Raw genomic sequence first — 26,087 nt, forward strand, 5'->3', positions numbered from 1 at the left:
TCTTTTTTGCCCTGAGTCGGGCAAAACTAAGACATTTTCCTGGTTTCGCCTGGACGCTGTCTCAGGCCGGTCTGGTCAGCGGTTTTTACAATGCCAGCCATTCGCTGCCGATGGCAGTTTTCCAACCAGGAGAATCCCCTTCCATGCTGGCCTTTCTCAAACAGGTGCGCAGACCCACGCTGGATCTGCCAATCGAACTGCGGCGCAAAATGTGGTTCAAGCCCTTTATGCAGTCCTATCTGGTGGTCTTTATCGGCTACCTGACCATGTATCTGATCCGCAAAAACTTCAATATCGCGCAGAACGATATGATCACCACCTACGGGCTGAGCATGACCCAGCTTGGGATGATTGGTCTGGGCTTTTCCATCACCTATGGCGTCGGGAAAACCCTGGTCTCCTATTATGCGGACGGTAAAAACACCAAGCAGTTTCTGCCGTTTATGCTGATCCTTTCGGCCATCTGTATGCTGGGGTTCAGCGCCAGCATGGGCAGCGGTTCGATCAGCCTGTTTCTGATGATCGCGTTTTACGCCCTGAGCGGCTTCTTCCAGAGCACCGGCGGCTCCTGTAGCTACTCCACCATCACCAAATGGACACCGCGCCGTAAGCGAGGCTCCTACCTTGGCATGTGGAACATCTCTCACAACCTTGGCGGAGCCGGTGCCGCGGGCGTCGCGCTGTTTGGTGCCAATGTGCTGTTCGACGGTCACGTGGTCGGAATGTTTATCTTCCCGTCGATCATCGCGCTGATTGTCGGCTTTATCGGCCTGCGCTACGGCAGCGACTCGCCGGAGTCCTATGGTCTGGGCAAAGCCGAAGAGCTGTTCGGCGAGGAGCTGAGCGAAGAGGATAAAGAGGCCGAAGATGAGTCGATGACCAAATGGCAGATCTTTGTTGAATACGTACTGAAGAATAAGGTGATCTGGCTGCTCTGCTTCGCCAACATCTTCCTCTATGTGGTGCGCATCGGTATCGATCAGTGGTCAACGGTTTATGCTTTTCAGGAACTGAAGCTCTCAAAAGAGATCGCGATTCAGGGCTTTACTCTGTTTGAAGCGGGTGCGCTGGTGGGGACGCTGCTGTGGGGCTGGTTATCCGATCTGGCCAATGGCCGTCGTGCGCTGGTGGCCTGCGTCGCGTTAGCGCTGATTATCGCCACGCTGGGGATCTATCAGCATGCCAGCAACCAGTATGTCTATCTGGCTTCGCTGTTTGCGCTGGGCTTTCTGGTGTTTGGCCCGCAGTTACTGATCGGCGTGGCCGCCGTGGGCTTCGTCCCGAAAAAAGCGATTAGCGCCGCCGACGGTATTAAAGGCACCTTCGCCTACCTGATTGGCGACAGCTTTGCCAAGCTGGGCCTGGGCATGATCGCAGACGGCACCCCGATCTTCGGCCTGACCGGCTGGGCAGGTACCTTTGCCGCACTCGATACCGCCGCTATCGCCTGTATCTGTCTGATGGCGATGGTCGCCGTAATGGAGGAGCGCAAGATTCGCCGCGAGAAGCGACTGCAGCGGCTGAAGATGGCGTAAAGATGTTATCGGGCCCGGCGGATGCCGGGCTTTTTCGGCGTTCGTGCACAGCGTTTAAATAGTGACAATAACCGGTCAGTGAGCAGTCATATAACCTTCTCTCACAAGTCTGCTTTATTCTGTCATCCGCTAAAAAATAAAGCTTCAGCCCCCCCTGCATGCCATCAGCAGCAACCTGACATCTTTAATCATTGCATCACACCCAATCAGCCTTCTCCCTGACCGTTCATCTCGTCTCTGTTATTCCAGAACCCGCGGTCAGGTGGTCAGCCAGACCCCCGGGTTGTGGCCATGTTTTAATATTTACAGGGTCTGGTGCCTTTGCTTAGATGATAACTCCCAAAGGCGAATAACTGATTAAGCGGAACCTGAAGATGATGAAGGCGCTGACAGAACGGCAACTGACCATTATGCGACAGCTTATTTCTCATAACAGTTATGTGAGCCTGCGCGCTATTTCAGAAAAAACGGCCATCACGCCAAGAACGTTACGCCGCGACATTGCCGATATTAATGAAAAACTCGCAGACCAGGGGATCACACTGAGTGGTAAAAGTGGGAGAGGCATCACAATTAAATTTGCTGACGCCACATCCGAAATAGCGGCCCGACGGATTTTTTCTGCGGAGGTGGACGATTTCAGCAGTAACGTCAGAATGCTGAAAATAGCCTCCGATCTGTTAATGCTGTCACCCCGAAGTTCGTCAATCAGTGAGCTGGCCGATAAATATTTTATCAGCCGCGCATCAATAGTGAATGATTTAAAAACATTAGACACCTGGTTACATCAGTTTAATTTAACCTTATTAAAAAGTCGTACCGGCACCAGCATTAAAGGCAGTGACCAGAATATTCGCCTGGCGATGAAAGCGCTGGTCTTAAAATCGATCTACAACCGTCAGGACATGATGGAGAGCCGCCTGGATGAAAGCACGCTGCAGGAGCTTTCAGAGAAGTTTGGTCAGCAGGCTGTCCATTTCACCCTGCAGCTCATCAATTTTATTGAACAGCAGCTGCACTATACGATAAGCGATCCTTACTACATTAATCTGTTCACCCACGTTCTGGTGCTGATTCACCGCAGCCACTCACCGATGCACAGCCCGGACGCCCGCGCCGTGGTCATGAACCGGGTCAGCGATCCGCACGCCTGGCAGGTTTCACTGGCGGTCATAGAGCGCATCGAGACGGCTTACAACACGCTACTGGTCGCAGAGGAGGCGCACTCCATCTATCAATACCTGGTGTCGTCCGGTAAGGCGGGCGGCGATGCTGATATGTACGATGACGCGCTGATTTCAGAACGGGAAACCCGCTTTGCGGCGGCGCTGATCGACCGGGTGGCGCAGCGGATCAACATCGCCATCACCACCGATCCGAAGCTGCAGGCTTCGCTGACTTCACACATCAAGCCGATGCTGAACCGCCTCAGATATCACATCCGGATTAAAAATCCGCTGCTGCACGATATCCAGACCGAACTGGGCACCGTGTTCGCCGCCGTCAAAGCGGTGATCCGGGAGCTGACGCAGGAGTATCAGCTGGATGAAATCAGTGACGATGAGGTGGCCTATCTGACCGTGCATATTCAGGCGGCCATCGAAAACAGCATTAAGGTAAAGCGGGTGCTGCTGGTCTGCTCCAGCGGCCTGGGTACCTCGCAGTTGCTTTACGGACGGATCCTGCGCGCCTTTCCTGACTGGCAGATTATCGACATTGTGCCCGGTAAAAACATCGCGGACTCCCTGAAGCGACAGGCGTGCGACGTGGTGATCTCGACTATCCGGCTGGAACCGCTGGAAAAGCCGGTGGTGTATGTCTCCGCCCTCTTTTCGGCGAAAGATATCGCCAGGGTTACCGAATGTCTGGTATCGAACTCAATTAATTAATGATGGAGAAATAAAATGACGACAGCCGTGGCGATTAATGAAGTGCTTAAAGAAGAGTGCATTATTCTCGATGTCGATTGCCAGACCAAAGAGCAGATTATTTCTCAGCTGACCGACCTGCTCTGCCAGACCGGGGCGGTCACGGATAAAGCCGCTTTTCTGAAAGATGTTTATCTGCGTGAAGAGTTAGGCTCAACCGGATTTGAAAACCATATTGCTATTCCGCACGGTAAATCGGCTGCCGTCGTTAAAACCCGGATTGCCGTCGGACGCCTGCGCCAGGATATTCCCTGGGAGACCATCGACGGAACCCGGGTGCGGCTGGTGATCCTCTTCGCGGTTAAAGAGTCCGATAAAGATGTCGGCCATATAAAAATGCTCGCCAGAATATCCATTGCCCTCGGTGATGAAGAGGTGGTTGAACAATTACTGAATACAGAACACCGCGAAGAGATGTTTCATTTACTCCTGTCCCGCTCGGGAGCCTGAATAACAGGGAGAACGTGAAAAAATAAAACAGTAAGGAGGTTTTCAGACAGTCGCCATCCATCCGTCGTTAAAAAGATAAAAAATAAAATCGTTTCCTTTTACCGGAGAACGTTTATGAACATTATTGCCATTACCGCCTGTCCTACAGGTGTTGCCCACACCTACCTTGCCGAAAGTAATTTAAAAAAAGCGGCGAAAAAACTGGGGCTGAATGTATTAGTGGAAACCCAGGGTGCCATAGAAAGCGAATATATTCTCAGCGACGACGATATTCATCAGGCTGACGTCGTATTGATTGCCGCAGATAAAAAAGTCGAGATGGCACGTTTTCAGCATAAAAACGTGATTGAAGTGCCCGTCACCCGTGCGGCGAAAGATGCGGAAGGTCTATTAAGCGCCATCGTGAATGGCGAGCTGGCACCGAAGCTGGTCGAATCTGCGTCACCGACCGGCGCTGCTGAACCGGCTTCCGCGGTCAGAGAGGCGTCGGCTTCCCGCTCCTGGGCATCGGAGATTTATGTTCACCTCATCACCGGTGTAAACCTGATGATCCCGTTTGTGGTGGCGGGCGGCATTCTGATCGCGCTGAGTTTTTCTTTCGGGATTACGGCGGCCACACCAGGGGACGCACATTTCAGCCCGATAGCGAAGATGCTTTCTGACATCGGCGGCGGCTCCGCCTTTGCCCTGATGCTGCCGATTCTTGCGCTGGGCATCAGCCAGTCGATTAGCGGTAAAGCGGGCATCGTGGCGGGGGCCGTGGGCGGGATGATGGCGATCCACACCGGCTCCGGCTTTCTTGGTGCGCTGATTGCCGGCTTCCTGGCGGGCTATATCACGCTGCTCATCAACAACCATATCCACCTGCCCAAAGCGGTTGCCGGGCTGAAGCCCATTTTAATCGTGCCGCTGCTGAGCGTGCTGCTGACCGGCGCACTGATGGTGCTGCTGATTGGTGAGCCGATCAAGATGCTGCTCGGCTGGCTGACCGCCTTCCTCAGTTCGCTGGGTAACACCAATGCGGCCATTCTGGGCCTGCTGTTCGGCATGATGGTGGCTTTTGATATGGGCGGCCCGCTGAACAAAACCGTCTGTATGTTTGCGATTGGCCTGATGTCGAGCGGCATTTATGGCCCGATTGCCGCCTGTATGGCGGCGGGCATGGTGCCGCCGCTGGGCATCGCGCTGGCGACCACCCTCTTCCGCCGCAAGTTTACTGAGCAGGAGCGGGAAACCGGCAAGGTAACCTATATCCTCGGCCTCTCCTTCATTACCGAAGGCGCCATCCCGTACGCGGTCGCCGATCCGCTGCGCGTCATCCCGGCGATTGTCGCGGGCTCCGGCTTAGCGGGCGCGCTGTCGATGATGCTGGGCTGCGCGTCCCGCGCTCCGCATGGCGGCATCTTCGTCATCTTCATTCCTAACGTGATCAGCAACGTCATGGGTTATCTGTTTGCGATTGCCGCAGGCAGTCTGCTGACGGCGCTAATCCTGTTGTTCCTGAAAAAAGATATCTCTCTTCCTGCAAAACAAGGATAAAACCTATGCTTTACAACATGAAAGACCTGCTCAGCGTGGCCCGTCAGCATCAGTTTGGCGTGGGTGCGTTTAACATCGCCAGCGCTGAGTTTGGACGCGTCGCGGTTGAGACGGCCGAGCGACTGGATTCACCGCTGATTCTGGAGATCCACCCTGATGAGATGGCGTTTACCGGCCCGGAGTTCATCGGCTATCTGCGGACGCTGGCGATTCAGGCGCGGGTGCCGGTGGTGATCCATCTGGACCATGGCCGCACGCTCGAAGAGGTGATGAAAGCGATCTACGCCGGTTTTACCTCGGTGATGATGGATGCCTCCTCGCACCCTTTTGAGCAGAACATTGCGCTGACGAAGAAGATTGTGGAGATCGCCCACGCAGTGAATGTCTCCGTGGAAGCGGAACTCGGCACCATCGGGGTGGCAGAAGGCAGTGGCGAAGGCGGCAGTAATGAGATTCTCTATACCGATCCGCAGCAGGCGGAGACCTTTGTGCGCGAGACCGGCACCGACACGCTGGCAGTCGCTATCGGCACATCGCACGGCCTCTACCCCAAAGGGAAGCAGCCGAAACTGGATATCGAGCGTCTGCAGCAGATCCGCAAGGTGGTGGATATCCCGCTGGTGCTGCATGGCGGTTCGGGTAATAAAGACAGCGAGGTGGCGGAGTCGATTCGTTATGGCGTCGGTAAGATCAACATCTCCAGCGATATGAAGAAGGCGTTTTTTGTGGCGCTGGAGCAGGAGCTGAAACAGGGCGGGCATGAACCCAATGCGCTGTTTGTAAAACCGATGCAGGCGGCGGGTGAAGTGGTCGCGGCGAAGATGGCGCTGTTCAGTTCGGTGGGGAAAGCGGCACTGTACCGGTAAGGGTTTTGCGGTGGATGGCTGGGATGAGGTTTAGTTACTCTGCGGCTGAATCGTCAGCGGGCGGCGCGGAGAGAATAGCGCAGCGTTTATCCAGTAGCGACTCAACGGACGCCCGATTGCCCTTATCCCAGCCGCGCCGGGTAGTTAGCAGGATAAACCCTTTTTCTCCCGAGAACGTCGTCGGGATGAGCGCCACGCCAGACTCCGCCAGCTGTGGCGAGGAGAGATGGAAATGGCGTGCCACGGAGGAGACAGGATAGATCCCCATCGCCGTTGGCTGCATAACGCGACGGGCATAGTAGGTGTGATTCAGCAAACGATCGGGTAAGGGTCGCCAGTCATCATGAATAAAGGGGCGCTCGGCCTGAAGCTGACGATAGACATCTTCCCGCAGGCAGGTCAGATGAATATGCAGTTGGTTCTGGCTGCGGCCATAAGCGGAATTGAGCGCCATGCCGAGCCGATCTTCAGGCACGGTAGCCCCATAGGCCGCCATCAGACGATAACGCATTAACCAGGCGTAGCCGAAATAATCGGGTCGTCCGGGGCGTGATAGCGCGATGCTCTCGATGCCTGACATCGCTACCGTGGGCACCAGAATAAAGTGCAGCCTGTGGCGGGGATTCTGGATGATGCTGTAGCCCTGAGTGTTGCCCTGCGGCAGATAGATTTGCTGGCAGGGTGCCGGATCGCGACGGTAGTGGTAGTTATTCATGCAGAGGTCACGCGTGACCGTCCACAGCGCGTCAGAGCGGGCGCATCCTGTGAGCAGTAGCGCGATGACCAGCGACAGAGGCCGGCAGCGCCACAATAATTTTTTGTTCAGGCGCCTCAATTATTCAAAACCCTGGTCAGCTCAATCTCGTGGGTTGTAGGGTTAAAGTAAAGATAGAACAGATCACCATCGACCTGATCAGGCTTCGCCCATATTTCCTTCTCACCCAGACTTCGCTTTTGCTTCACGTATCCCAGCTTTTCGAGATAAGCGTGAAGCGCAGCCGTATCTGTAGCGCCCTTGAATATGATGCTATTTGAAGGGGAATAGCCGTCTCCGGGGTGTGCCTCAAAATAGTAATTGTCCGTTATTCGCGGGGCGTTTTCGATATCTTTGTGAGTGAGCGTGTGAAGGCTGAAGAAATCCTTTTCCGTGTAAACAGTTGTTTTATCAGAGCCTGAAGCTACGAGCCAGACAAATAACCCCAGGAGAATAAGGACGGTAGCAACCACTAATGCAAGCCACTTAAAGACATTTTTCATTGCTTCGTCCCTATGAATGAAAGTGATATCTCATGATTACTGAGCCCCTGACTAACACAGATGTAAAATCGTTAAGCCTGGCTTGATGGCATAGGTATAATGAACTGACGCAGAGCGGGCGTTCTGCTCACTTATCCTTTGGGATAAGAGAATTCAGCGGTGACTAAATACGATCCTGATTTATCAGACTGAACATCATAAGCGAAGTAGTAATGTTCTCCCGCTGTGAACTTAAAGCCGAATAGTGGCAGGCACTCACCTTTTGGAACATAAACAGGCTTTTCATCAAAAATCTTATGGAGGGAGTCGCTTTTTTCGCTGTTGATTTGAATGGCAGTGATCCTTTCCTGTGGCACCAGTGGCGACACCACACAAACCTGATTATCTTTTAGAAATGCCGTCGCAGATTCACGCTCTACCATTCGATCTCCCGGCCCGGGGCATCCCGTTAAGAGAAATATAGCTCCCAGCCACATTCTTTTTTTCATGTTTACCGCTCCTTCCCTGTTACGATTTTCTGATAAAGGGAGATGTTGCTACGTAAGCCCACTTCATGGATCAAAATAGAGTTATCTTTGCTGAAAACAGAATATTGTGGTTACCATAATGGTTTTAGTCATCAGAAAAATCATCTCTTATTAACTCTCTTCTCAATCACTCTGACGATGATCTGATAACCGATGAGCGTTACCACTGTACAGATGATTAATAGCGCCACCCCCACAAACCCCTCAATATCACGCTGATTGAATAGCTTTGCTAACGCTGTCCAAAACTGCTGCTCTCCTTCTGAAGAGGGATCTGATGGCCTTGCAATAAGAAAAGTAATGACAAACAAGGACACTGCGATAAGGATTCTAAACCCTGCCGGGACACGTTTTGCTTCCATTTAAAACCACCTCAATTTTTCCATAAGTCATTAGCCCATTAGGTAATTTTACTTGTGGTGTATAGAGTAAAGCCTGCCGAATCGCGATGAAATCAGTTCTGTGCTGCAATGTGATGCAGCCTAAAGAGACACCCAGTGGGCCGCGAGGATGTAGCCTGAAGTTACCTCGCTTTACGTTATTTACCCACGTATGATCATCTATCTTTCCATCATCACGATACAAAGCAAACCATTCATACCTGATGACTGGCGTTGATCCCGGCCAAGAGTAGAAATCGTGCATGTCTGTCCTGATTATGCCTTTCCAGCCACCCGTAGGGCGTTTAACGATGTGATATACCCCCTCAGGTATCGGCCCATTGTCCGGGACTGCAATACATCCTGCACGATTGCGATATTCCCTGTTACCAGAAAACGCCATAAACGTGCCTATTCCATAGATGAGTAAAGGGGAGTAATCTGCATCATTAACAGTGAACTTTCCTTTTAATGCCATTTCTGGCTCCTTTTGTTTTAATGAATTTATCCAAGAATGTGATTTATCATAATGCCTCGTCATGAAAAGAAATTGATCTTCCTTCGATATTCTACACAATCATAAGTTAGTGATATCCTTTTTAAACACTGTCTTCCTGATTCGCTAAAGTGCTATAACCGCCAATGGGAATCTATAAATTAGCGCTGCATGTAAGTGAAACCCTTTATAATCCTTCTGACAGATTATCTGTTTCAGGAGCAGGCAGGCTAAAAAACATCGCAAAAGGAGAAGCGCCCCCTAAACAAGTGAATTCAAACTACTACACTCACGAATGTCGGTAATATCAGCATTACTGTAATCTGGGATGGGAGGCAGGTGAACCATACGGTGTTGCAGATTATGATATGTGGAACAATGCCCATACGGCAACGCTGTAAGATTTTAAACTTAAAGACGGTGATTTATTCCACCCGGATGCACTGAAATGGAGATAACGAATACCGAACTTAATGTATTGAAAGTCATGGCAGAAAAAGACATAGACTGGACATGGATGATACTGGATCGCACTCTTGCTACAAGGGATATTCCAGGGTTTAGCAATGTTGCGAACATAGTAACCAACCTGATGAATGAGGGGATGGTCGATGCTGTTCATAACGAAAGCTCATCGAGACCACGTTATCGCGTATCAGAGCAAGGTCATCAGTTGTTGGGACAAATGACCGGGGATACAAGGCATTTCGATATCTCATGATTTTTTGCGAAACGCTGCGCTATGATTAAGTTAAAAGACCGCCATAACGCCTATTGATCCTTCAAAAGGAAGGTGGTCTGTGCGCCAGCTAGTCTTCCACATCATCATGCATAAGTTGATGATAATCTTCGAGGATGATCAGACAAGGAAGGTTCACTTCGATTAAGAAACTTACTTATGACGCGTTAACTTTGTATCAAAGCGGAATAATTTTTAAGCCAGTGATGAATTTTTTCACGAAAGTAGTATGGCGCTGGCCTGCAAGGGGAAATATGGCCAACAGTGAAGAAAGCCCGGCAATCAATGTGTTGGTGGAGGTTATCGCGGTCTGATAGTTAATCGCTCCCGATACAATATCGGGAGCGGTTTCTCACTCAGAGGGCTTTCTGTTTACCAGTAATGACCTTAATAAACTCCTGCACCTGCTTTTGTTTCCGCGCCGACAGCTTGCACACCTGGCGCAGCGACTGTATCAGTTCGCTCTCCTGTAGGGCTGTGAGAACAATACAACCTTCCATGACCTTTACGTCTACTATTGAGCCTGTGGCAAAATCGGCAGCTTCCAGCCATTGCCCTTTCATGGTGATGGCGGGGATCCGGCTGTAATCCGGATAGCGGCTTGCATAGCCAACTGTTAATTGCCGGTTATTTGCCGGGGAGACTTCTGGTTCAGACGGTTGTGCAATAGAATGGGCGTCAGTCATGATTACTATTCCTTTTAAATAGTGATTGTGATTAGCGGCGCGGGTGTGTTGGCGCACATCTGTGCCGCGCTAAATACCTGTATATATCATCAGGTAAGAGAGGGCGAGCCCAGCTTTAAATAAGCCATTTATAAAATAATTTGAATATTAAAATTAAAGTTTATCTAACAAAAAAACAATAAGAAGCGCACCAGCAAGGCGCGCAATAAAATAAGGTTCAGGATTTTTCCAAGACGCTTTTTACCTGAACTGGCTGCACGTTCACATTTGATTTTTTCCAGCAACGCGGCGGCGCTGTTGGCTGCCGGTCAGGTCGACACTGAGCTTATCTCCCTGAAATAACCGACCCAAAAACAAGCCAATAAAACAACATTAAATTAACTCTTTAAAACTATTTCTCTACACCAAAAAAAGCATTTTCAGCAATAATCCACTTGGGCGCTGTACACTACTTTCCTATTTATGCATCGTTGAGAGCTTGGTATTCAGGTAGCCAGCAAAATAAAGCTAGCTGACGTTCAGCCTCCCGTGCAACGTCTTAATGTCTATGGGTTGAAGCTCATCTACATTGTTGAGGTGCGCCTTATAATAGTTGCGCATCGTTTCCTGTGGGATAGCATCGGTGCTAAATAATCCAGAAGCTGCGCTGTGGATGGCCGGTACGTCCGTTTAAACCATTCGATAAAGGTGTTCTGTGTCGACTTATCAGGCTTGATAATTCCAGCATAAGACCACGGTCTTCTGCCCATTGCGCCAAAGCCAGTGAGACCAATTCCGGTCCGTTATCTATCCGCATTCTCAGCGGAAATCTACGGTGTGCCACAATCCTGTCCAGCATCTGCACTACCCACTGCATCAGGATATTCAGATCATGTTCTGATACCCAGAACTTCATGGTAAAATCATCAAAAATATTAAAAGCCCGAAAACGTCGGCCATATGTCAGCGTGTAGTGCATAAAATCAATCGACCAGCTCTGATTGAGTGCTTCCGGCGTGGCCTGCGGGGCCTGATAGCGTGCCGGCAAAGATTATTTACACTTACGCCGAAAATTCAGTTTAAGCAGGCAGTAAATAAAGTGCCGAAGCTTGTGATTAACGCAAAACCCTTCACGCCGCAGAAGCTGCCAGATAAGGCTATAACAAAAGCCCCAGCTCAATGATGCGTCCAGATAATAGTGCATAAGCAGCGGACGCCGGGCCGAATAACTGCTGGCTGACAGGGACAGGTCTGCCAGCCTGCTGGCACAACGTTGCGACAGGCCCATTGTCTCACACATAACTTCCGCGAATGCCCGCTGCTGTTCTGTCGTCAGAACTTTCGACCCACGGCCACCTGAAGCGCCTCTTTATCCAGCATGGCTTCAGTGAGTCAGCTGCTCCAGTTAATTAATATCCCACTAGTGCTGCATGGCGGCTCGGGCAACAATGCTAGCAAGGTCGTGGAGTCAATCCGTTATGGCGCCGGTAAAAATCAAAATCTCTAGCAATATGAAGAAGGGCTTTCTGAAGTGCTGGAACAGGAACTTAAACAGGGCGGATACGAACCTAATTTATTGCTTATCAAACCGATGCAGGCTGCGTTTAAAGTGGTTGTGGCAGAGATAGCGCGGTTTAGTTCAGTGCGGAAAGCGTCGTTGTTTCCGTAAGGGGAGTTGTAGGGGCAGAGAGTCTAGGGAAAGTGACTGATGATGAGCGTCTTTTTGGGTTAAGACTTTGGCAGATAAGCTCCTATTCATACTAAGCTGAAAAGCTCTGTAACTTTCCCTTTATCAGGTTTTCTAAGGAAAGTAACAAATTACGCATGATTCACTACACACCCGGTATCCACATCGGCAAGACCAACTTTAATGATCTGATGAATCTATTCTTATTTGGCTAGTAAGCTGGCCGACACTTCTTTGATATTCCAACTTCTAATACCATTCGACCCATTACTCATATTTTCTACCAGTACCTAAATAGACAAGGAATTTTGTGACAACACCCTGTTTTCCTACAAAAAACTCTGGTACTGAGTTGTTTAAAAAGATGTGATGCGTCCCCTCAGGTGCTGTATGGTGTTGCATATAAAAACATCAGAATCCTAATATTGGCAAAATTATCAATCACCTACGCCTACATCAAAAATCTCAGCAGAAATTCTGCATAGACGCAACGGGATATGTTGATAATGTTTGAGGTATGGATGTGTTTTTTCGATGTTGACGCTAGATTTATCTTGACATAAATTTCATTATGTGAATATGCATAAATCAACGGTGAGCATGTAATCAATGTATCCTTGCTAAACCTTTTTCTTTAAGCAGTTTATAGTAACATTGTACCCTTGAGCAGCGTTTTGATGAGTGGAAGTAAATGCTACCAAAAAGAACGCAGTTTTAAATTTTTTGTAACTAAGTGGAAAAACGATGAGTCTTTTGGAATTGGCTGAACATAATAGAAAAGAAGCAAACAAACTACTCAACCCCAAAACCAAATCGGCACTCGGTCAGTTTATGACTCCAGCCCCGATTTGTCTTTTTATGGCAAGTCTGTTTGACAATATAAGAAGTGACGTAAAGTTACTTGATCCTGGCTGTGGAGTTGGATCACTTTCCGCTGCATTTTTAGATCGAGCTTTATCGTTGGGAATAAAAAAATAGACCTTGATGTCTATGATATTGAAGACGTGATGCTACCATTCTTAGGTAAAACATTAAAATCATGTATAGATAAGGCCGGAGAAGTCTTATCATTCAAAATAAACAATAAAGACTATATTATTGAAACCAGCCTAAGTATAGAAAATACTTTCAATAGTAAAGAGATCGAAACTTATAGCCACGTAATTATGAATCCTCCTTATAAAAAAATCCTTTCCTCGAGCCCTCACCGGATTTCGATGAGCAAGGCCGGGATAGAAACGGTAAACTTATATTCAGGATTTGTTTCTTTAGCGCTAAAACAATTGAAAATGGGCGGAGAGTTAGTAGCGATTATTCCTCGTTCTTTCTGTAATGGCCCGTATTATCAGCCATTTCGAGAACAGTTACTTTCCGAAACATCTATTAAGCATATTCACATCTTTGACTCTAGGAATACTGCTTTTGCGGAAGATAATGTTCTTCAAGAAAATATCATAATTCACTGCATTAAGGGGGTAACGCAAGATGAAGTTACAATTACTTCAAGCCCAACTTCTGACTTTCAGATTGATGAAGAAACGGGACAAATAACAGCTACTGATATGACACAACGTAAGGTTTCGATAGAAAAAATAGTAAACCCTACAGATAAACAAAAATTTATTCATATCGCAGCAAGTCCGCGTGAACAGGATATAATTGAAAGATTGTCACCTTTCATATCGACTTTAGAAGATTTAAAAATCCAAGTTAGTACAGGGCCAGTCGTTAACTTTCGACTTAAAGAAGATCTACGTGAAAAATTAGATTCACAGTCCGTCCCGCTTCTTTTTCCTCAGCATTTAAACGGAAAGGTTGAATGGCCGCTTGAAGGTAAAAAGCCAAACGCTATAAGAATTTCAGATTTGTCACGTCCATGGCTTTGGAGAAATAAAGGCTACTTTCTAATTATAAAAAGATTTAGTAGCAAAGAAGAAAAGCGTAGAATTGTAGCAACTTTATATGATTCATCTCTCCCAGGAGATTTAATTGGATTTGAAAACAAAACTAATGTTTTTCACAATAAAAAATTGGTATGGATGCAGATCTTGCCCGTGGGCTTTATGTTTATCTTAACAGTACATTATTGGATAAATACTATCGTCAATTTGGTGGCCACACTCAAGTAAACGCCTCAGATCTAAAATCAATCCACTACCCGTCTTTGGAAATCCTTCGAAAAATAGGCAGTACGTTAGATGGGGAAGTACTTAGTCAGAATGAAATAGACGAAATAATCAATAGGGAATTAGATCTTATGACAGATGGAAAATCGGCTGATCCACTTAAAGCTCAAGAAAAAATCGAACAAGCTATAGAAATCTTGCGTATGTTGGGAATGCCACGCCCTCAGATTAATGAACGTTCAGCATTGACCTTATTAGCGCTTCTTAATCTTCACCCTAACGGGTCTTGGTCAGAAATACAACGGCCACTGATAGGTGTAACTCCCATCATGGATTGGTGTAGAGATGTATATGGTAAAGAATATGCACCGAATACACGTGAAAATTTTCGGCGTCAAACTCTCCATCAATTTTGTAATGGAGGAATTGCGCTTTATAATCCTGATGAGCCCAACCGGGCAGTTAACTCTCCTAAAGCTTGTTATCAAATAGCTCCAGAATTACATACCGTACTGCTGACATATGGTACCCCAGAATGGGATGAATCTCTCAAAAAGCATATGGATCACATATCCACTTTGATTGAGCAATATGCAATGGCGAGAAAGATGGAAATGATCCCTTTGAAGCTGAATGATGGAACAGATCTCATCTTAAGCCCTGGTGCTCACAGCCAATTAATTAAGGATATCATTGTTGAGTTTGGTCCTCGCTTTGCCCCGGAGGCCGAAGTTATATATATAGGGGATACTGGCGCAAAAGAAGATTATTTCCGCAAGGACCGCCTTGCAAATCTGGGAGTTATTGTAGACCGTAAAGGTAAGCTGCCAGATGTTGTACTATATTGGGAAGAACGTAATTGGTTACTGTTAATCGAGTCAGTGACTTCACATGGACCTGTTGATGGAAAAAGGCATGGTGAGTTAGCAAAATTATTCGCGAGTGCAAAACCAGGCTTAGTTTATGTCACAGCTTTCCCTGACCGAAAAATGATGGCTAAATATCTTATGGATCTATCATGGGAAACAGAGGTCTGGGTTTCGGATGCACCGACCCATATGATCCATCTGAATGGTGATCGATTCTTGGGCCCGCATAATTAATATAGATATAAAATCTTAATGGGATCTAATTTTAGCTCCCATTTTTTATTTAAATGCCACAAAATACAAATCCTTAATTGCAAAGCTGCATTGTAAGGTAATTATAAAAATATCACCACCAACACCTCGCCTATTATTTACAATATTTATCTTAACCTTACTCTAAATTCGTGTGTTGTTGTAATTTTATTTCTTTCAATTACATAAATTAATTTTATTTTCAAAAAATTATGATAGCTCGCTAACTTGACATCATTTATTATCTTTATAAAATCACCTGCAAATATTACTTACATAAATCAAAAGTATCATTATTTTAAAAAGTGCTATTTTTAAGCTTAAATTAGGTCCAACAGAACAAGTTTTAGTACGGAGTTGAAGAAATTGGCGGGATCAGCAGCCCTGATATTTTGGGATTTCTGTGATTTTGCTGGAGACTCTCCAGTACGGCGCTTAGCAAAGCAGCCATTTAGGTGGGATATTTTTTTCAATCAATTGAAGAGTGTAGGCATGGTCTTTTGTAGTTGCCCACGGCAGAGGGGAATCTTAAATGATTTATCCTTAATGCCTTAGAGTTTTGTAATTGTATTTCATCAAATAGTTCTTCTAGAGGATAATTATGGCTGGCATTGGCTATTAGGTAGGTAAGTCTATTGATGACTTTCTGCTCGGTGACTTGAACGGTGCGATGTTACACGCATGTATGGCCGTTGATGGTACTTCGAAAAAAATTATATCCGGAAATGTACCGACACCGCACGAGATTTATAACTACTTTGCGAGAAATTTACTTAATCCTCCATCCAAAGTTTTTTCCAAGTTTAGACATCGAGCAAATAAAGTGGCCTGTTAAAATCTCTGCGGAACAAAATTCTGAAGAATGGCCTGACACAGCCGAGGTAATTTATAGTGTGCACCGCTGTGCCCATGATAATGGTGGCGAATTACCTGCGGGTTTCGAACTAATACCTGACGTACTTCACGGTGTTACGAACAGCACTAGTTTGAAAGCCGCTCCGGGTAGGGTGCAGATTTCCTATAGGGTGATCGTTGGCTTACTTGCAATTGCCGTACTTGCTACAGTAAATCATAATCTGAATACCGAAGACGGATACTGCTTATCACTCAACCACAAACAATTTATCATTAACCAATGGCGGGGTAAGCGTGATAAGTTTTTAGCCATAGCCGCACCGCACGATACACAGCACGTTAATTTTGGATTTGGGTAACTGGTATTCACAGGTAAAATCAGAAATACAGCTTTGAAACGTTCCTCTTGATCTGCAAGAAAAACTTTATAAATGAGAGATGAACATGAAGATGCTAATAATCGACCTTCTTTTGTGCGTCTCGTCGAAGATTTCCGCCGTGCAAGTAAAACTAACTCATGTTGAGCGTGTGGGTAATGGGAGAACTGCACATTACATCGAACGATGCTTGTTAAATCGTCAAGTTCATATCAAAATATTCTGTTAAGATTAGATACTGATCGCACCCGTACATACAATAAATCACATTCCCAAAAAATTTTAAAATTATTAAAATCAAAAAGGAAATAGAATGTTACAGTTTATTGTTCAAAACTTTACAAACATCAATGCATTCATTACGGCTTTAGCAGCAATTTTTACAGCCATAGCCACTTTTTTTCTGTGGCGAGTCACTAATCTATTAGCAAAAGAAACTAAACGCATGGTTGATGCTGCTGAGCAGCCTCATGTTGTAGTCACTCTTGAACCAAATATGTGGGCTGCATTTCACTTTGATATATGCATTACTAACACCGGCAACTCTCCGGCTTATAATATAAATGTGAATTTCGACCCACCACTAATCAATGCGGATCACAGAGAAAGAAGCAATCATAACATACCATTCAGTAATATAAGCGTATTAAAAAACGGTCAATCTCTCACGAGCAATATTTGTGAATATGAAAAAATTAAAGATATCAAATATAATATTAAAATAAGTTGGTCTAAGAGGCCTAACTCTCGAATTCGAGACGAAAATGAATACGTTTATGATATGGCATCCTTCGATGGGATTTCTTATTTAGGTGCAAGGAGTCCAGTAACACAGATTGCAGATCAGATTAAGAAGATTCGTGAGGATTGGAGACCGATATCACAAGGAAATAAGAAAATAAATCGGATATTTTCAGCCAAAATGATAGAGATGAGGAATCAAGATTAATTCAAGAGCGCCATCAAAAATTCCTGCAAGAGCGCGAAGAGAAATTGAAAGAGTAAAAATAACTAAAGGCCCTTTGCGGGGCCTTAAAATAGATGAATAATTTTATCCTTCAATTTCGACAAGTTTAAAAACCGTACCATCACTACGAGTCATTTTCCGATTATCAATATCTAAATCAAACGCTATGGTTTCGATTTGCTTAGTTACGGCAAAACCATCATCGTCGCCAGAATCCTTTTTAGGCACAATTTTGGTTATATCCATTGAGACTTTACCATCCACTATCGGATACACAAGCTCCCATCTTCTATCCTGAAAACGTCCTTCTTCAATAAATCCATATGTGATACCTTCAAACTGAACTGCAAATCTTTTCATTTTATTCTCCAGAGGTATTTAAGATAAATAACTACAATTTTTTACTCGTACAACCACTTGCCCGCTTTTGCAGAATCAGCAAACATTTTTACTGTCAGGGGTTTTTTAGTCTGGATAATGGCCTTGTTAGTAAACCACTTTCTAAAAAACCACGGGGTTTTCCACGGGAAATATCGGTCAATATCCATCCTGGATAGATCGATATCAAACTCTTTCCCGAATTTCTCTATAGATATGATTAAATCCTCTTGCTCAGTGTAATCTTGCAAGACATCATCAAAACCCACTGCATTATCCTTTGTTGGGAGCCAACCTAAAATAGGTAGTTCATCCTGAAAAAAAGTGAGCACTTCATTATCTGTCACCATACCTTGTCATCACCCCGAGCAATACGATTGTAAGTCACTACGGTTTTATATGTGATTTGAGAAAAATCATTAGCCAGTAGCACCAATCCTACAACAGGGACAGTTCTGCCTACAAAAGCCCCTAAGTTGTTAACGTACATCGGCTTTAAAAGTTGAATGCTCTTGTTTGTTATGGTTGGGAGACGGAACGGCAGATGTATATCAAGGTAACGGCGTGACATTATAGAGGCTATAGAAGTGCCTTTAGTGGCCGCCCCAGGCTTTGTGCGGGTTTTCAGTAATGGCAATCCAAGGATTATGCTGCTTAACGCTACTAAATCATGAATGCCATACTGTTCGTCGATTTTCTCAACGAATAACCAGAAAAACAGTTCACCAGCGGTAAGGTTAGTTATCCCGTTGTAGAAGTACGTCCCGTTTAGCTCTTCTGTTGTATCCATGCTAGCAGCCCTACAGATAAGATAGATTTATCATAAAGCCTCATTACAAAAAGACAATAGAAGCCATAAAGCCCCGTTGGTGGTACTATAAACAAGCGGAGCATAGCGACATCATCTGTCAGACTGATCACAACCTTATCAGGATAACTGTGTACCCATGCGGGAGCGTGGCTGAGACGCTGGCAGAGCCTGCATATCGTTTGCAGGTACGTTTTAACCACCATAGACCTGTTTTGGGGCTGTACAACGCCACAGATCGGGCTTGAATGCGTGCGATCAAACTGTTTTGGGATGGTTCAGAGACGTGGGCAACGTCATAGCTTTTCAAGTTGAGAACTGTACGTGTTTGAAGCTTGGAACTACACGCCGCTATGAGATAGTATTCCCGAAGATCTGCCACTACTAACTACAGCGGCAATTTCTGGTGAAACTTTAGATCACTTCTTACATGCAAGAGAGATAGAATTTTGCGTCTAACTCACTGTTTAATAAGAAGTTAAATTGAATGGTGCCGAAGGCCGGACTCGAACCGGCACACCTTTCGATGGTTGATTTTGAATCAACTGCGTCTACCGATTTCGCCACTTCGGCACTGAAGGGATGCGGAAAACGTTGGGGATTATACCGTTACCCCCTGTTTCCGCAACCCTTATCCGCAGGCTAAGGTACAACTGCTGAAAAAACCATCTTTTCAGATTTTACGTTCATCAGATGGCAGCCTTGCTGACGCAGACCACTCCCCCTCGCCCGCTCTAAAGCAGTTCCTCCAGCCCTCATGGTTCCCTGGCGTAACAAAAGCGCTAACCTGAAACAGGCTTCACATCCGCGACCAGCGTAGGCAGATCCCAGGTGCCGCCAGCATGGATATAGCGGCACATCCCGGTTCCGCCGTCATAGCTTTTGCGGAAAGCCTGACCATCCCACACCCAGCTCTCCTGGTTCATGCAGTCGCCGATGCCCCGGCCTTTCTGCACGCTGGTGATCTCGCCCTTGTCGTAATCCGATCCGGACACGGTTACCAGCACCGGCTGGCCTTTTAGCTGATTATCAATCACCCAGTAGCCATAGCCTTCGTTGTAAGCGGCTCGCCAGCAGAGCGCCGAAAGCAAGGCATGTGTCTCATCCAGTGGCGTCAGGGTGAGTCCATCGGTCTCCGGATCGCTGTTTTCGGCAGGTGAGTACAGGCTGTCGCACGTGTCATCGTCATTGCGATTGACGGTTGAAAGCAGTCGGGTTTTCAGCGCGTCGATTTCCGCATCAGTCAGCAAACGGGGTTCGCCGCTGACAGTTTTTGCTGCCTGGATAACCGGTGCGGGCACAGCCTTAGCCACGCTGCTCTCCGGCTTATTGCCCTTTTTGGTGAGCGCGCCTGGCGTGCCGATCCGGCCCTGCACGTCGTCCGCTTTCACCAGCACGGCGTAGGCGCCTTCGCCGGAAAGCAGGAAAGGCTTTGTGCCGCCTTTAAATTCGACTTTACCGTTGCCTTTGACGGCACTGATGACCGCAGAAGTCTGACTGGCCGACATGCGCCAGTTGTCGTCAGCCGCCACGAGATCGCCGGCTGACTTCCCGTCGATCCACAGCGTCAGCTTTTCCGCCGGTTCGCTGTCATCTTCGGTGTCGCCCAGCGTCACCTCTCCCACCGTCTCCGTTCCGGGTCCGGCGGCACGGGTGAGCAGGATGGAGCCGGACGGATCCTCTTCTTTGCCATAACCCGCAATGCGGCAGGTCAGCGTATTATCACAGGCGACTTCCCAGTCTTTGTGCTCAAAGGTGGTGCCGCTCTGGCTGGCCTGAGCCGACAGGGAGAGCATCGCCAGAACGAACAGCATCGGTTTACGGTTCACTTTATTCCCTCATGTTTTACGTCTGATATCAGCGTGGGTATCACTCTGTCACCGAGGGTACGTGGAAACCAGCAGCCATCGTTGATTTCCACCAGGCTTTGACGAAACGCCCTGCCATCCCAGACCCATTCTTCTTTAAACACGCAGCTGCCGGCACTGCTTGCCAGCGAAACATTGGTGATTACCCCCTTTTCCCAGGTCTGTGCGTCGGTGGTGACGGCCACCGGCTTCGCTTTGCGTTGCGGGTCGGTAACCCAGTAGCCGTATCCCTGGTTATAGGCTGCGCCCCAGCACTGGGTGGAGAGCAACGTGTGCGTTGCATCCAGTGGCGTGGCGGTAATATCGCCGCTGATAATATGGTCGTTGACGTCCTTCTCTCCGACTGCGGTCAGATAATCACATTCCTGATCCTGGGTTAATGCGGCAAGCAACTGCGGCCTGAGCGCTGCCGCCTCTTCTTTTGTCAGAACAGAGGGCTGGGAGTGACTGATCTGTGCCGCCTGGATAACCGGAACAGCCACGGCTTTCGCGACGCTCTTTTCGGGCCTGTCGCCTTTTTTCACCCAGGCACCCGGCGTGTTGATGCGTCCCTGCACGTCATCCACTTTCAGCAGGGCTGCATAGGCGCCATCACCGGAAAGCTGAAGGGTCTCATTATCCCCTCTGAACTCCACCGTGCCGCGTCCTTTGATAGCCTGAATAAGCGTCAGCGTCTGCGCATCTGACAACCACCAGCGATGCGCTTTCTGCGTCGCGTCACCCACACGCTGGCCGTTAATCCAGAGCGTGAGCGCTGTTACCGGCTGCTGATTTTCATCATCCTCCGGCAGCATGATTTCGCCAGAGGTGGCGGTATCCGCGCCCGCTGCACGCGTCAGCAACACGCCGCCCAGATTCTCTTCTGTGGTTTGCCCGCCGACACGGCAGGTTAAGGTGTTATCGCAGGCTACTGACCACGCCTTGTGATTAAAAGATACGCCGCTTTCCTGGGCGATAACCGGGGTGGCAAGCGCTGCCACTAACATTACCCGCTTCTGAATAACCGTCACGCTGCTTCCTGTTCCCTGAATGTGAGGTGAGTGAAATGACAATCTGTTGCTAAGCAGAGGGCGTCCCTGCGGATGAGCCCGGCAACAGCGGCTATCATAATCTCTTTATGACCTTTTAACGCCTTTTTATCCCTGAAAGCGCGCCCTGTTCCTCCCGTCCTTTACGGTTTACATTTACCTGTGTTTGTTATCTGATCCTGTTACGTGAATTTTCGAGCAGCCTCGCAAAACAGGAACCTGCATGCGCTTTTACCAGGCCGATCCCCGCCTTGAAAACTACTGGCGTGGCGTTATTCTCTTTGGCAAAAATGTCGCCTCCTATAAGTTTGCTCTGGCCCATGCGCTCTATGATCTGAAGCAGCCAGACAGCGATCTGATTACGCTGGAGGCGCTGGCCGTGCCCTTTACGCGTCATTTATGTGCTCACCTGCGCGATGCGCCAAAACAAATTACCAGTAAAAGCAGCGGGTTTCTGGAGGCGTGCAGGCAATTCAATGTGGGCGACATCACCGAAGATCAGCTGATTGCCATTACCGTGAAGCGCGGCTTTGCGAATGTCATTGATGCCTTTCATAACGTGAATCACGCGGAAATCGACAAACGTTTCTTTCTGGATGAACGGCGCAGCCATAAAGGCATCCGGCTGACGGATAACTTTTATCAGCTGACGGAAAATGAACAGTTTGCCAGTCTGGTCGCGGAAACAGAGGCCAGATGGCGGCTGGTTGAAGAAGCCTGGGCGATGAACGTTTCACGTAACCTGATTGCGGTTGATTATGACGATAACGACAAGATGCTTTTCAGCCGTCAGAGTGGTCGCCGCGTCACCATTACCAGCTGTCGCAGCAGCCTGAACGGCTACCAGAAAGGCCGGTGCTTTTATTGCTTCCGGCCGATTAGTGTGACGGGCGGTGAGGAGAACCAGGCTGATGTCGATCACTTCCTGCCGCTGATGCTCAGCGAAGAAATCGGCAACCTCAACGGCGTCTGGAATCTGGTGCTGGCCTGCCAGACCTGTAATCGCGGTGCTCAGGGTAAGTTTGCTCGTATCCCCTCAATCTCGCTGCTGCAGCGCCTGAACGATCGAAACGAATACTTTATTAACAGCCACCTGCCACTGCGGGAAACGTTAATCCGCCAGACCGGCGAAACACCCCAACAGCGGCACAGCTTTCTGCAGACAAACTGGAACAGGGCAAAATTTGCCCTGCTGCACGAGTGGCAGCCAGCGGCACAGGGAGACAGCCTGTTTTGAGCAACGAAGAGTATTACCGGGAGCACGCTCAGCGGTTTTTTCGCGATACGGCCAACGTGGATATGTCGGCACTTTACCGGCCTTTTATCAGCGAATTGCCGTCCGGCGCACGCATTCTGGATGCAGGCTGCGGTTCAGGGCGTGACGTCAGAGCCTTTAGTGACATGGGCTTTGTCGTCGAAGCCTTTGATGCTTCCGCCGAACTGGTTGCGCTGGCTAGTCAGTTTTCCGGGAAATCGGTAGCGCATAAGCGTTTTCAGGAGGTTGATGCGGTTGAAACTTACGACGGGATCTGGTGCTGCGCCTCCCTGCTGCATATCTCCGAAGCGGAGCTGCCTGGCGTCATGACCAGGCTGGCCATCGCGCTGAAACCAAACGGCGTCTGGTATCTCTCGTTCAAATATGGCCGCGGCGAGCGGGAAAAGGACGGCCGCAGATTTACAGATATGGATATGGCCGGGTTGCAGAAGCTGATTGATGGCGTTAATGCTCTCGGCGCTCAGACGCTGGCAGAAAATAAGCCGCTGAAGACAACAGAAGCGGGCGCCGGGGAGAACAGGTTCGCTCTTGAGACAGCACATCTCTGGCAGACCGGTGATTTACGTGTCGGTCGGGGCGATGAGATCTGGCTGAATGCGATTCTCAGGAAAACGTTAAGCTGACATCTCTGCCTCTCAGGCGAGGTTCCACCCCCACAAAAAAGCCAACCTTGCGGTTGGCTTCTTCGTGCATGCTCAGCATCGGGCATTGCCCTCAGCGCCTGTTGTCAGGGTTGGCGCCTCAGTGCGAATGATCGTAATCACGATGATGCAGCTTGTTTTCAACCTTATCCTTCACTTCGCTGGCTTTCTCGCTCACCTTCTCTGTCAGGCTCTCTTTGTGGTCGCGGTTCTGCACGCCGAGTGAGGCGGTGCCTGCGGTTGCCGGTTTGCCTCGTGCCGCCGAACCCGGCAGCTCGCTATCCAGACCGCCACGGGCGTGGTCGATGTCCACTTCCTGACGACGCACCGTGTCATTAATGGTCTCGGTGCGGTCACTGCCATCGGTTCGCACCACCACTTCTTCTTTCACATGGGCCGTTTTGTTGATCACCGGCTGCTCATGAGTCTCTGCCACTTCGACGGTTTTCTCGGACCAGTCCACCTCTCCGGCCAGCGCGGGTTCATTTACCGAGCGGCGGAAGATGTCAGCGTGCTGTTCATGCAGCGAAATCTCTTCAGAGACGGTATCGGTCACCGTATAGCGGCGTACACGGGTCGAGCCTTCGCTGACCAGACGTTTACCCACTTCAATCTGCTCTTCGGCCAGACGCAGAATGTCGGCTTCGCTCTCATCGCCGGTCAGCGAGGTGCGTCGCGGCTCTACCTGACGGTCGTTGGTCTCACCGGCAAACTGTTTACCGGCCGTCGGATTTACGCCCGGCGTGGTCGTGCCGTTATCCAGGGTGCTCTGCATACGTGACGGGACATCCACCGAGTCATGCGAATGGAGAATCGTCATGGCGCGAGCCAGCTTCTCCTCTTCGGTGCGCAGCGTCAGAACCACGCCGCCTTTATCCATCGCCCGGGTATAGACATCCGCCTGATCTTTATCGACGGTATGGCCAAACAGGCGCTGCCACAGGCTCGGATGGCGGACTGACTGCCCTTCCTGCTCTAAACGCTCTCCACTGATAAGACTGATGTCCCGATCGGAAAAGCCTGCTTTCACGAGATTTCTTTTCGCGGCCTCTGCCTGATTTGCAGAATCGAACAGTGTTACGATTTTTTCCTGTGCCATGATAGGTTCCTCTCTGTTAGCGGGTTTGATCGTCATCTCTCTCAACGTTCACCTGCTGCTCACGTCGGGTCACCACTTCCTGAAAAGGAACGTGTTCCTGCACTTTTCGGATGTGGATTTCCTCTTTAAGCACCAGTTTTCTGACGATTTGAATTTCTTCTTCAACTACCGGGACAATCAGTACACCGTTTTCTTCCCTGATATCGGGCATCGTCTCTACGGGTTGTGCTTTTGCTACATGCTCAACCTCAACCTTATCCCGGTTAAGCAGTGTACTGATGACCTCGTCATGCTCGGTTGTGGAACGGGTAACCCGGACATGTCCATCCACAATCTTTTGCTTCGTCAGGGCTATTTTCTCTTCAGCGAGTTTAAGCGCGACCTCTGCAGAGTTATTGTGTTCTGGCTGTCCAGCCATATTGATTCTCCCGTTAAGATTAAATATCTGCCACAACTGCCTGACACAGTGATTAAGCATGAACACTCTCGCTGATTTCGCAAGCCGGAATAATAAAATTTCCGGCAGATGAAATTTATATTCAGCCCCCTCGATTAACATCAATCAAAATAAACCCTCAGTTTTTACCGCTGCGCTAAAAATAGAAAAACCAGTAAAAACAGAAACCTGAAAAGAACTGGTTTCACTGGTAAATAGTTACCATTGGTTATGTGCCATCAGGATTTATGCCGATAAAAAGGCCACAAAAATTAGCGGCAACCAGGAATATTCCTGCCATAACGGGCGAGAATATTAAATAATGTTTCAGCGCCAGATCTTTATTTACACAACCATCAGGCTGTACCGGGAAATAACCCAGGCCGCGCTTTACTTCATTATTCAGCGCCATGATTACAGAAGAGTCTTAAAGTAAAATTAAATAAAAAAGTTCAGGAACTTTCTGTGCCTTTGCCTCTCTTAGCAAAACTGAATAAGCAGATACCGAGGTTGAGATGAAACAGGCACAACGCAGTGTGTGGGGATGGGGACTGGCCGCGCTTCTGGTCGCAGGCAGTGCATCAGCAGCAAGCTGGCAGGATCAGCTGAGCAGTGCAGCGTCGCAGCTCAGCCAGCAGAACAGCGGTAACACCACCAGCACCACGCAGCAGAATGGCGGGCTGTCGCTCTCCTCCATTACCAGCATGCTGGGCGGCGGCGACAAAGCGGTCAGCGCCAGTAGCATGACGAACGCGGCCGGCGTGATGCAGTACTGTGTCGAGCACAACGTGGTGAAAAACAATGTGCAGTCGGTGAAAGATCAGGTGCTGAGCAAGCTGGGCCTGACCACGCCCGCCGCGCAACAGCAGCAGACAGACTACACCCAGGGCCTGGCAGGCCTGCTGAACACCGGTAACGGTCAGCAGCTTAATCTGCAGAGCCTGAGCAACTCGCCAATGGGTGAGAAACTCAAAACCAAAGCCTGCGACGTGGTCCTGAAGCAGGGTAAAAACTTTATCTCCTGATCCCCTCTCTGCC

Annotated in this window: 29 protein-coding genes, 1 tRNA gene and 2 pseudogenes; 14 read left to right on the plus strand and 18 right to left on the minus strand. The window is 48.5% G+C overall.

The features are described 5' to 3' along the window. Positions 1-143 precede the first annotated feature (143 nt). The 5 genes from uhpT to S7A_RS16235 all read left to right on the plus strand — a co-directional run bounded on the left by uhpT (position 144) and on the right by S7A_RS16235 (position 6,318). Positions 144-1,535, plus strand: coding sequence for a hexose-6-phosphate:phosphate antiporter (gene uhpT / locus S7A_RS16215; protein WP_009092301.1), 1,392 nt, complete (start codon positions 144-146; stop codon positions 1,533-1,535). 377 nt (positions 1,536-1,912) lie between these two features. Further along, the gene (locus S7A_RS16220) at positions 1,913-3,424 is read left to right on the plus strand and encodes a transcription antiterminator (RefSeq protein ID WP_255348912.1); all 1,512 of its coding nucleotides are present in this window, start codon (positions 1,913-1,915) and stop codon (positions 3,422-3,424) included. A gap of 15 nt (positions 3,425-3,439) precedes the next feature. After that, on the plus strand, positions 3,440-3,913 hold the full coding sequence (locus S7A_RS16225; RefSeq protein WP_009092303.1) for a PTS sugar transporter subunit IIA: 474 nt from the start codon (positions 3,440-3,442) through the stop codon (positions 3,911-3,913). Between the two features lie 114 nt (positions 3,914-4,027). After that, a complete protein-coding gene (locus S7A_RS16230; protein ID WP_009092304.1) occupies positions 4,028-5,452 on the plus strand; it encodes a PTS fructose transporter subunit IIC in 1,425 nt (474 codons plus the stop codon). A 5-nt stretch (positions 5,453-5,457) separates the two neighbouring features. Next, entirely contained in the window at positions 5,458-6,318 is an 861-nt protein-coding gene (locus tag S7A_RS16235; protein WP_009092306.1) for a ketose-bisphosphate aldolase, read from the plus strand. Between the two features lie 34 nt (positions 6,319-6,352). On the opposite strand, the gene S7A_RS16240 is transcribed toward S7A_RS16235, so the two are convergent. From S7A_RS16240 to S7A_RS20965, 5 genes are all read right to left on the minus strand, one after another. Beyond that, positions 6,353-7,153, minus strand: coding sequence for a CDP-diacylglycerol diphosphatase (locus tag S7A_RS16240; protein ID WP_009092307.1), 801 nt, complete (start codon positions 7,151-7,153; stop codon positions 6,353-6,355). Next, positions 7,150-7,575, minus strand: a complete 426-nt coding sequence (locus tag S7A_RS16245) for a hypothetical protein (RefSeq protein ID WP_009092308.1) — start codon at positions 7,573-7,575, stop codon at positions 7,150-7,152. The genes S7A_RS16240 and S7A_RS16245 overlap by 4 nt, the downstream gene beginning before the upstream one ends. Positions 7,576-7,706: 131 nt before the next feature. Next, on the minus strand, positions 7,707-8,063 hold the full coding sequence (locus S7A_RS16250) for a putative T6SS immunity periplasmic lipoprotein (protein ID WP_009092309.1): 357 nt from the start codon (positions 8,061-8,063) through the stop codon (positions 7,707-7,709). A gap of 140 nt (positions 8,064-8,203) precedes the next feature. After that, on the minus strand, positions 8,204-8,464 hold the full coding sequence (locus S7A_RS16255; protein ID WP_009092310.1) for a hypothetical protein: 261 nt from the start codon (positions 8,462-8,464) through the stop codon (positions 8,204-8,206). Beyond that, positions 8,433-8,960: a DUF2778 domain-containing protein gene (locus tag S7A_RS20965; protein ID WP_071987819.1), complete on the minus strand. Its 528-nt coding sequence runs from the start codon at positions 8,958-8,960 to the stop codon at positions 8,433-8,435. The genes S7A_RS16255 and S7A_RS20965 overlap by 32 nt, the downstream gene beginning before the upstream one ends. A gap of 466 nt (positions 8,961-9,426) precedes the next feature. On the opposite strand from S7A_RS20965, the gene S7A_RS16260 reads away from it, so the two are divergent. Next, entirely contained in the window at positions 9,427-9,699 is a 273-nt protein-coding gene (locus S7A_RS16260) for a hypothetical protein (protein ID WP_009092314.1), read from the plus strand. 374 nt (positions 9,700-10,073) lie between these two features. Here the strand turns inward: S7A_RS16260 and symE are convergent, their stop codons facing one another. From symE to S7A_RS20585, 4 genes and pseudogenes are all read right to left on the minus strand, one after another. Beyond that, a complete protein-coding gene (gene symE, locus S7A_RS16265; protein ID WP_009092316.1) occupies positions 10,074-10,403 on the minus strand; it encodes an endoribonuclease SymE in 330 nt (109 codons plus the stop codon). Positions 10,404-10,567: 164 nt separating this feature from the next. After that, positions 10,568-10,702, minus strand: a pseudogene (locus tag S7A_RS21830) (hypothetical protein); the annotation flags it as partial. Between the two features lie 160 nt (positions 10,703-10,862). Then, positions 10,863-11,057: pseudogene (locus tag S7A_RS21670) on the minus strand (transcriptional regulator); the annotation flags it as partial. Then, positions 11,029-11,430 carry a DDE-type integrase/transposase/recombinase gene (locus S7A_RS20585; protein ID WP_009092317.1) on the minus strand — a complete coding sequence of 134 codons (402 nt, stop codon included), beginning with the start codon at positions 11,428-11,430 and terminating at the stop codon, positions 11,029-11,031. The gene S7A_RS20585 and the pseudogene S7A_RS21670, both read right to left, overlap by 29 nt. A gap of 1,383 nt (positions 11,431-12,813) precedes the next feature. On the opposite strand from S7A_RS20585, the gene S7A_RS21550 reads away from it, so the two are divergent. From S7A_RS21550 to S7A_RS16295, 5 genes are all read left to right on the plus strand, one after another. Further along, positions 12,814-13,047, plus strand: a complete 234-nt coding sequence (locus tag S7A_RS21550) for an N-6 DNA methylase (protein ID WP_202799431.1) — start codon at positions 12,814-12,816, stop codon at positions 13,045-13,047. A 29-nt stretch (positions 13,048-13,076) separates the two neighbouring features. Then, positions 13,077-14,198 (plus strand): Eco57I restriction-modification methylase domain-containing protein, encoded by a 1,122-nt coding sequence (locus S7A_RS21555; RefSeq protein ID WP_202799432.1) that lies wholly within the window; start codon positions 13,077-13,079, stop codon positions 14,196-14,198. After that, positions 14,105-15,298 carry a BsuBI/PstI family type II restriction endonuclease gene (locus tag S7A_RS21560; RefSeq protein WP_237712317.1) on the plus strand — a complete coding sequence of 398 codons (1,194 nt, stop codon included), beginning with the start codon at positions 14,105-14,107 and terminating at the stop codon, positions 15,296-15,298. The genes S7A_RS21555 and S7A_RS21560 overlap by 94 nt, the downstream gene beginning before the upstream one ends. Before the next feature lie 710 nt (positions 15,299-16,008). Further along, positions 16,009-16,530 carry a hypothetical protein gene (locus tag S7A_RS16290; RefSeq protein WP_141629827.1) on the plus strand — a complete coding sequence of 174 codons (522 nt, stop codon included), beginning with the start codon at positions 16,009-16,011 and terminating at the stop codon, positions 16,528-16,530. A gap of 331 nt (positions 16,531-16,861) precedes the next feature. Beyond that, positions 16,862-17,497: a hypothetical protein gene (locus tag S7A_RS16295; RefSeq protein ID WP_009092320.1), complete on the plus strand. Its 636-nt coding sequence runs from the start codon at positions 16,862-16,864 to the stop codon at positions 17,495-17,497. A 102-nt stretch (positions 17,498-17,599) separates the two neighbouring features. Here S7A_RS16295 and S7A_RS16300 read toward each other — a convergent pair whose 3' ends face one another. The 6 genes from S7A_RS16300 to S7A_RS16325 all read right to left on the minus strand — a co-directional run bounded on the left by S7A_RS16300 (position 17,600) and on the right by S7A_RS16325 (position 21,579). Then, positions 17,600-17,875, minus strand: a complete 276-nt coding sequence (locus tag S7A_RS16300; protein WP_009092321.1) for a hypothetical protein — start codon at positions 17,873-17,875, stop codon at positions 17,600-17,602. A gap of 41 nt (positions 17,876-17,916) precedes the next feature. Next, positions 17,917-18,243 carry a DUF1493 family protein gene (locus S7A_RS16305; protein WP_009092322.1) on the minus strand — a complete coding sequence of 109 codons (327 nt, stop codon included), beginning with the start codon at positions 18,241-18,243 and terminating at the stop codon, positions 17,917-17,919. After that, complete coding sequence (locus S7A_RS16310) at positions 18,237-18,683, minus strand: STM2901 family protein (RefSeq protein ID WP_009092323.1); 447 nt, start codon at positions 18,681-18,683, stop codon at positions 18,237-18,239. The genes S7A_RS16305 and S7A_RS16310 overlap by 7 nt, the downstream gene beginning before the upstream one ends. 506 nt (positions 18,684-19,189) lie before the next feature. After that, positions 19,190-19,274, minus strand: a tRNA-Leu gene (locus S7A_RS16315). Positions 19,275-19,483: 209 nt separating this feature from the next. After that, positions 19,484-20,515, minus strand: a complete 1,032-nt coding sequence (locus S7A_RS16320; protein WP_033736633.1) for a DUF1176 domain-containing protein — start codon at positions 20,513-20,515, stop codon at positions 19,484-19,486. A gap of 11 nt (positions 20,516-20,526) precedes the next feature. Beyond that, positions 20,527-21,579, minus strand: coding sequence for a DUF1176 domain-containing protein (locus S7A_RS16325; RefSeq protein WP_141629828.1), 1,053 nt, complete (start codon positions 21,577-21,579; stop codon positions 20,527-20,529). 241 nt (positions 21,580-21,820) lie between these two features. On the opposite strand from S7A_RS16325, the gene S7A_RS16330 reads away from it, so the two are divergent. Both S7A_RS16330 and S7A_RS16335 read left to right on the plus strand, forming a co-directional pair. After that, positions 21,821-22,834: an HNH endonuclease domain-containing protein gene (locus S7A_RS16330; RefSeq protein WP_009092326.1), complete on the plus strand. Its 1,014-nt coding sequence runs from the start codon at positions 21,821-21,823 to the stop codon at positions 22,832-22,834. Next, positions 22,831-23,496, plus strand: coding sequence for a bifunctional 2-polyprenyl-6-hydroxyphenol methylase/3-demethylubiquinol 3-O-methyltransferase UbiG (locus S7A_RS16335; protein ID WP_009092327.1), 666 nt, complete (start codon positions 22,831-22,833; stop codon positions 23,494-23,496). Before S7A_RS16330 ends, S7A_RS16335 begins: the two co-directional genes overlap by 4 nt. 118 nt (positions 23,497-23,614) lie before the next feature. Here the strand turns inward: S7A_RS16335 and S7A_RS16340 are convergent, their stop codons facing one another. The 3 genes from S7A_RS16340 to S7A_RS21320 form a co-directional block, all read right to left on the minus strand. Next, positions 23,615-24,613, minus strand: a complete 999-nt coding sequence (locus S7A_RS16340) for a YsnF/AvaK domain-containing protein (RefSeq protein ID WP_009092328.1) — start codon at positions 24,611-24,613, stop codon at positions 23,615-23,617. 16 nt (positions 24,614-24,629) lie between these two features. Continuing rightward, complete coding sequence (locus tag S7A_RS16345) at positions 24,630-25,031, minus strand: DUF2382 domain-containing protein (RefSeq protein WP_033736634.1); 402 nt, start codon at positions 25,029-25,031, stop codon at positions 24,630-24,632. Between the two features lie 247 nt (positions 25,032-25,278). Beyond that, the gene (locus S7A_RS21320) at positions 25,279-25,461 is read right to left on the minus strand and encodes a hypothetical protein (protein ID WP_141629829.1); all 183 of its coding nucleotides are present in this window, start codon (positions 25,459-25,461) and stop codon (positions 25,279-25,281) included. A 103-nt stretch (positions 25,462-25,564) separates the two neighbouring features. Here S7A_RS21320 and S7A_RS16350 point away from each other — a divergent pair, with 103 nt between their 5' ends. Continuing rightward, on the plus strand, positions 25,565-26,074 hold the full coding sequence (locus S7A_RS16350; RefSeq protein ID WP_009092330.1) for a DUF2501 domain-containing protein: 510 nt from the start codon (positions 25,565-25,567) through the stop codon (positions 26,072-26,074). The last annotated feature ends 13 nt before the right edge of the window (positions 26,075-26,087 follow it).

This window comes from Pantoea sp. Sc1, assembly GCF_000255315.1.
Taxonomy (GTDB): Bacteria; Pseudomonadota; Gammaproteobacteria; order Enterobacterales; family Enterobacteriaceae; genus Pantoea; species Pantoea anthophila.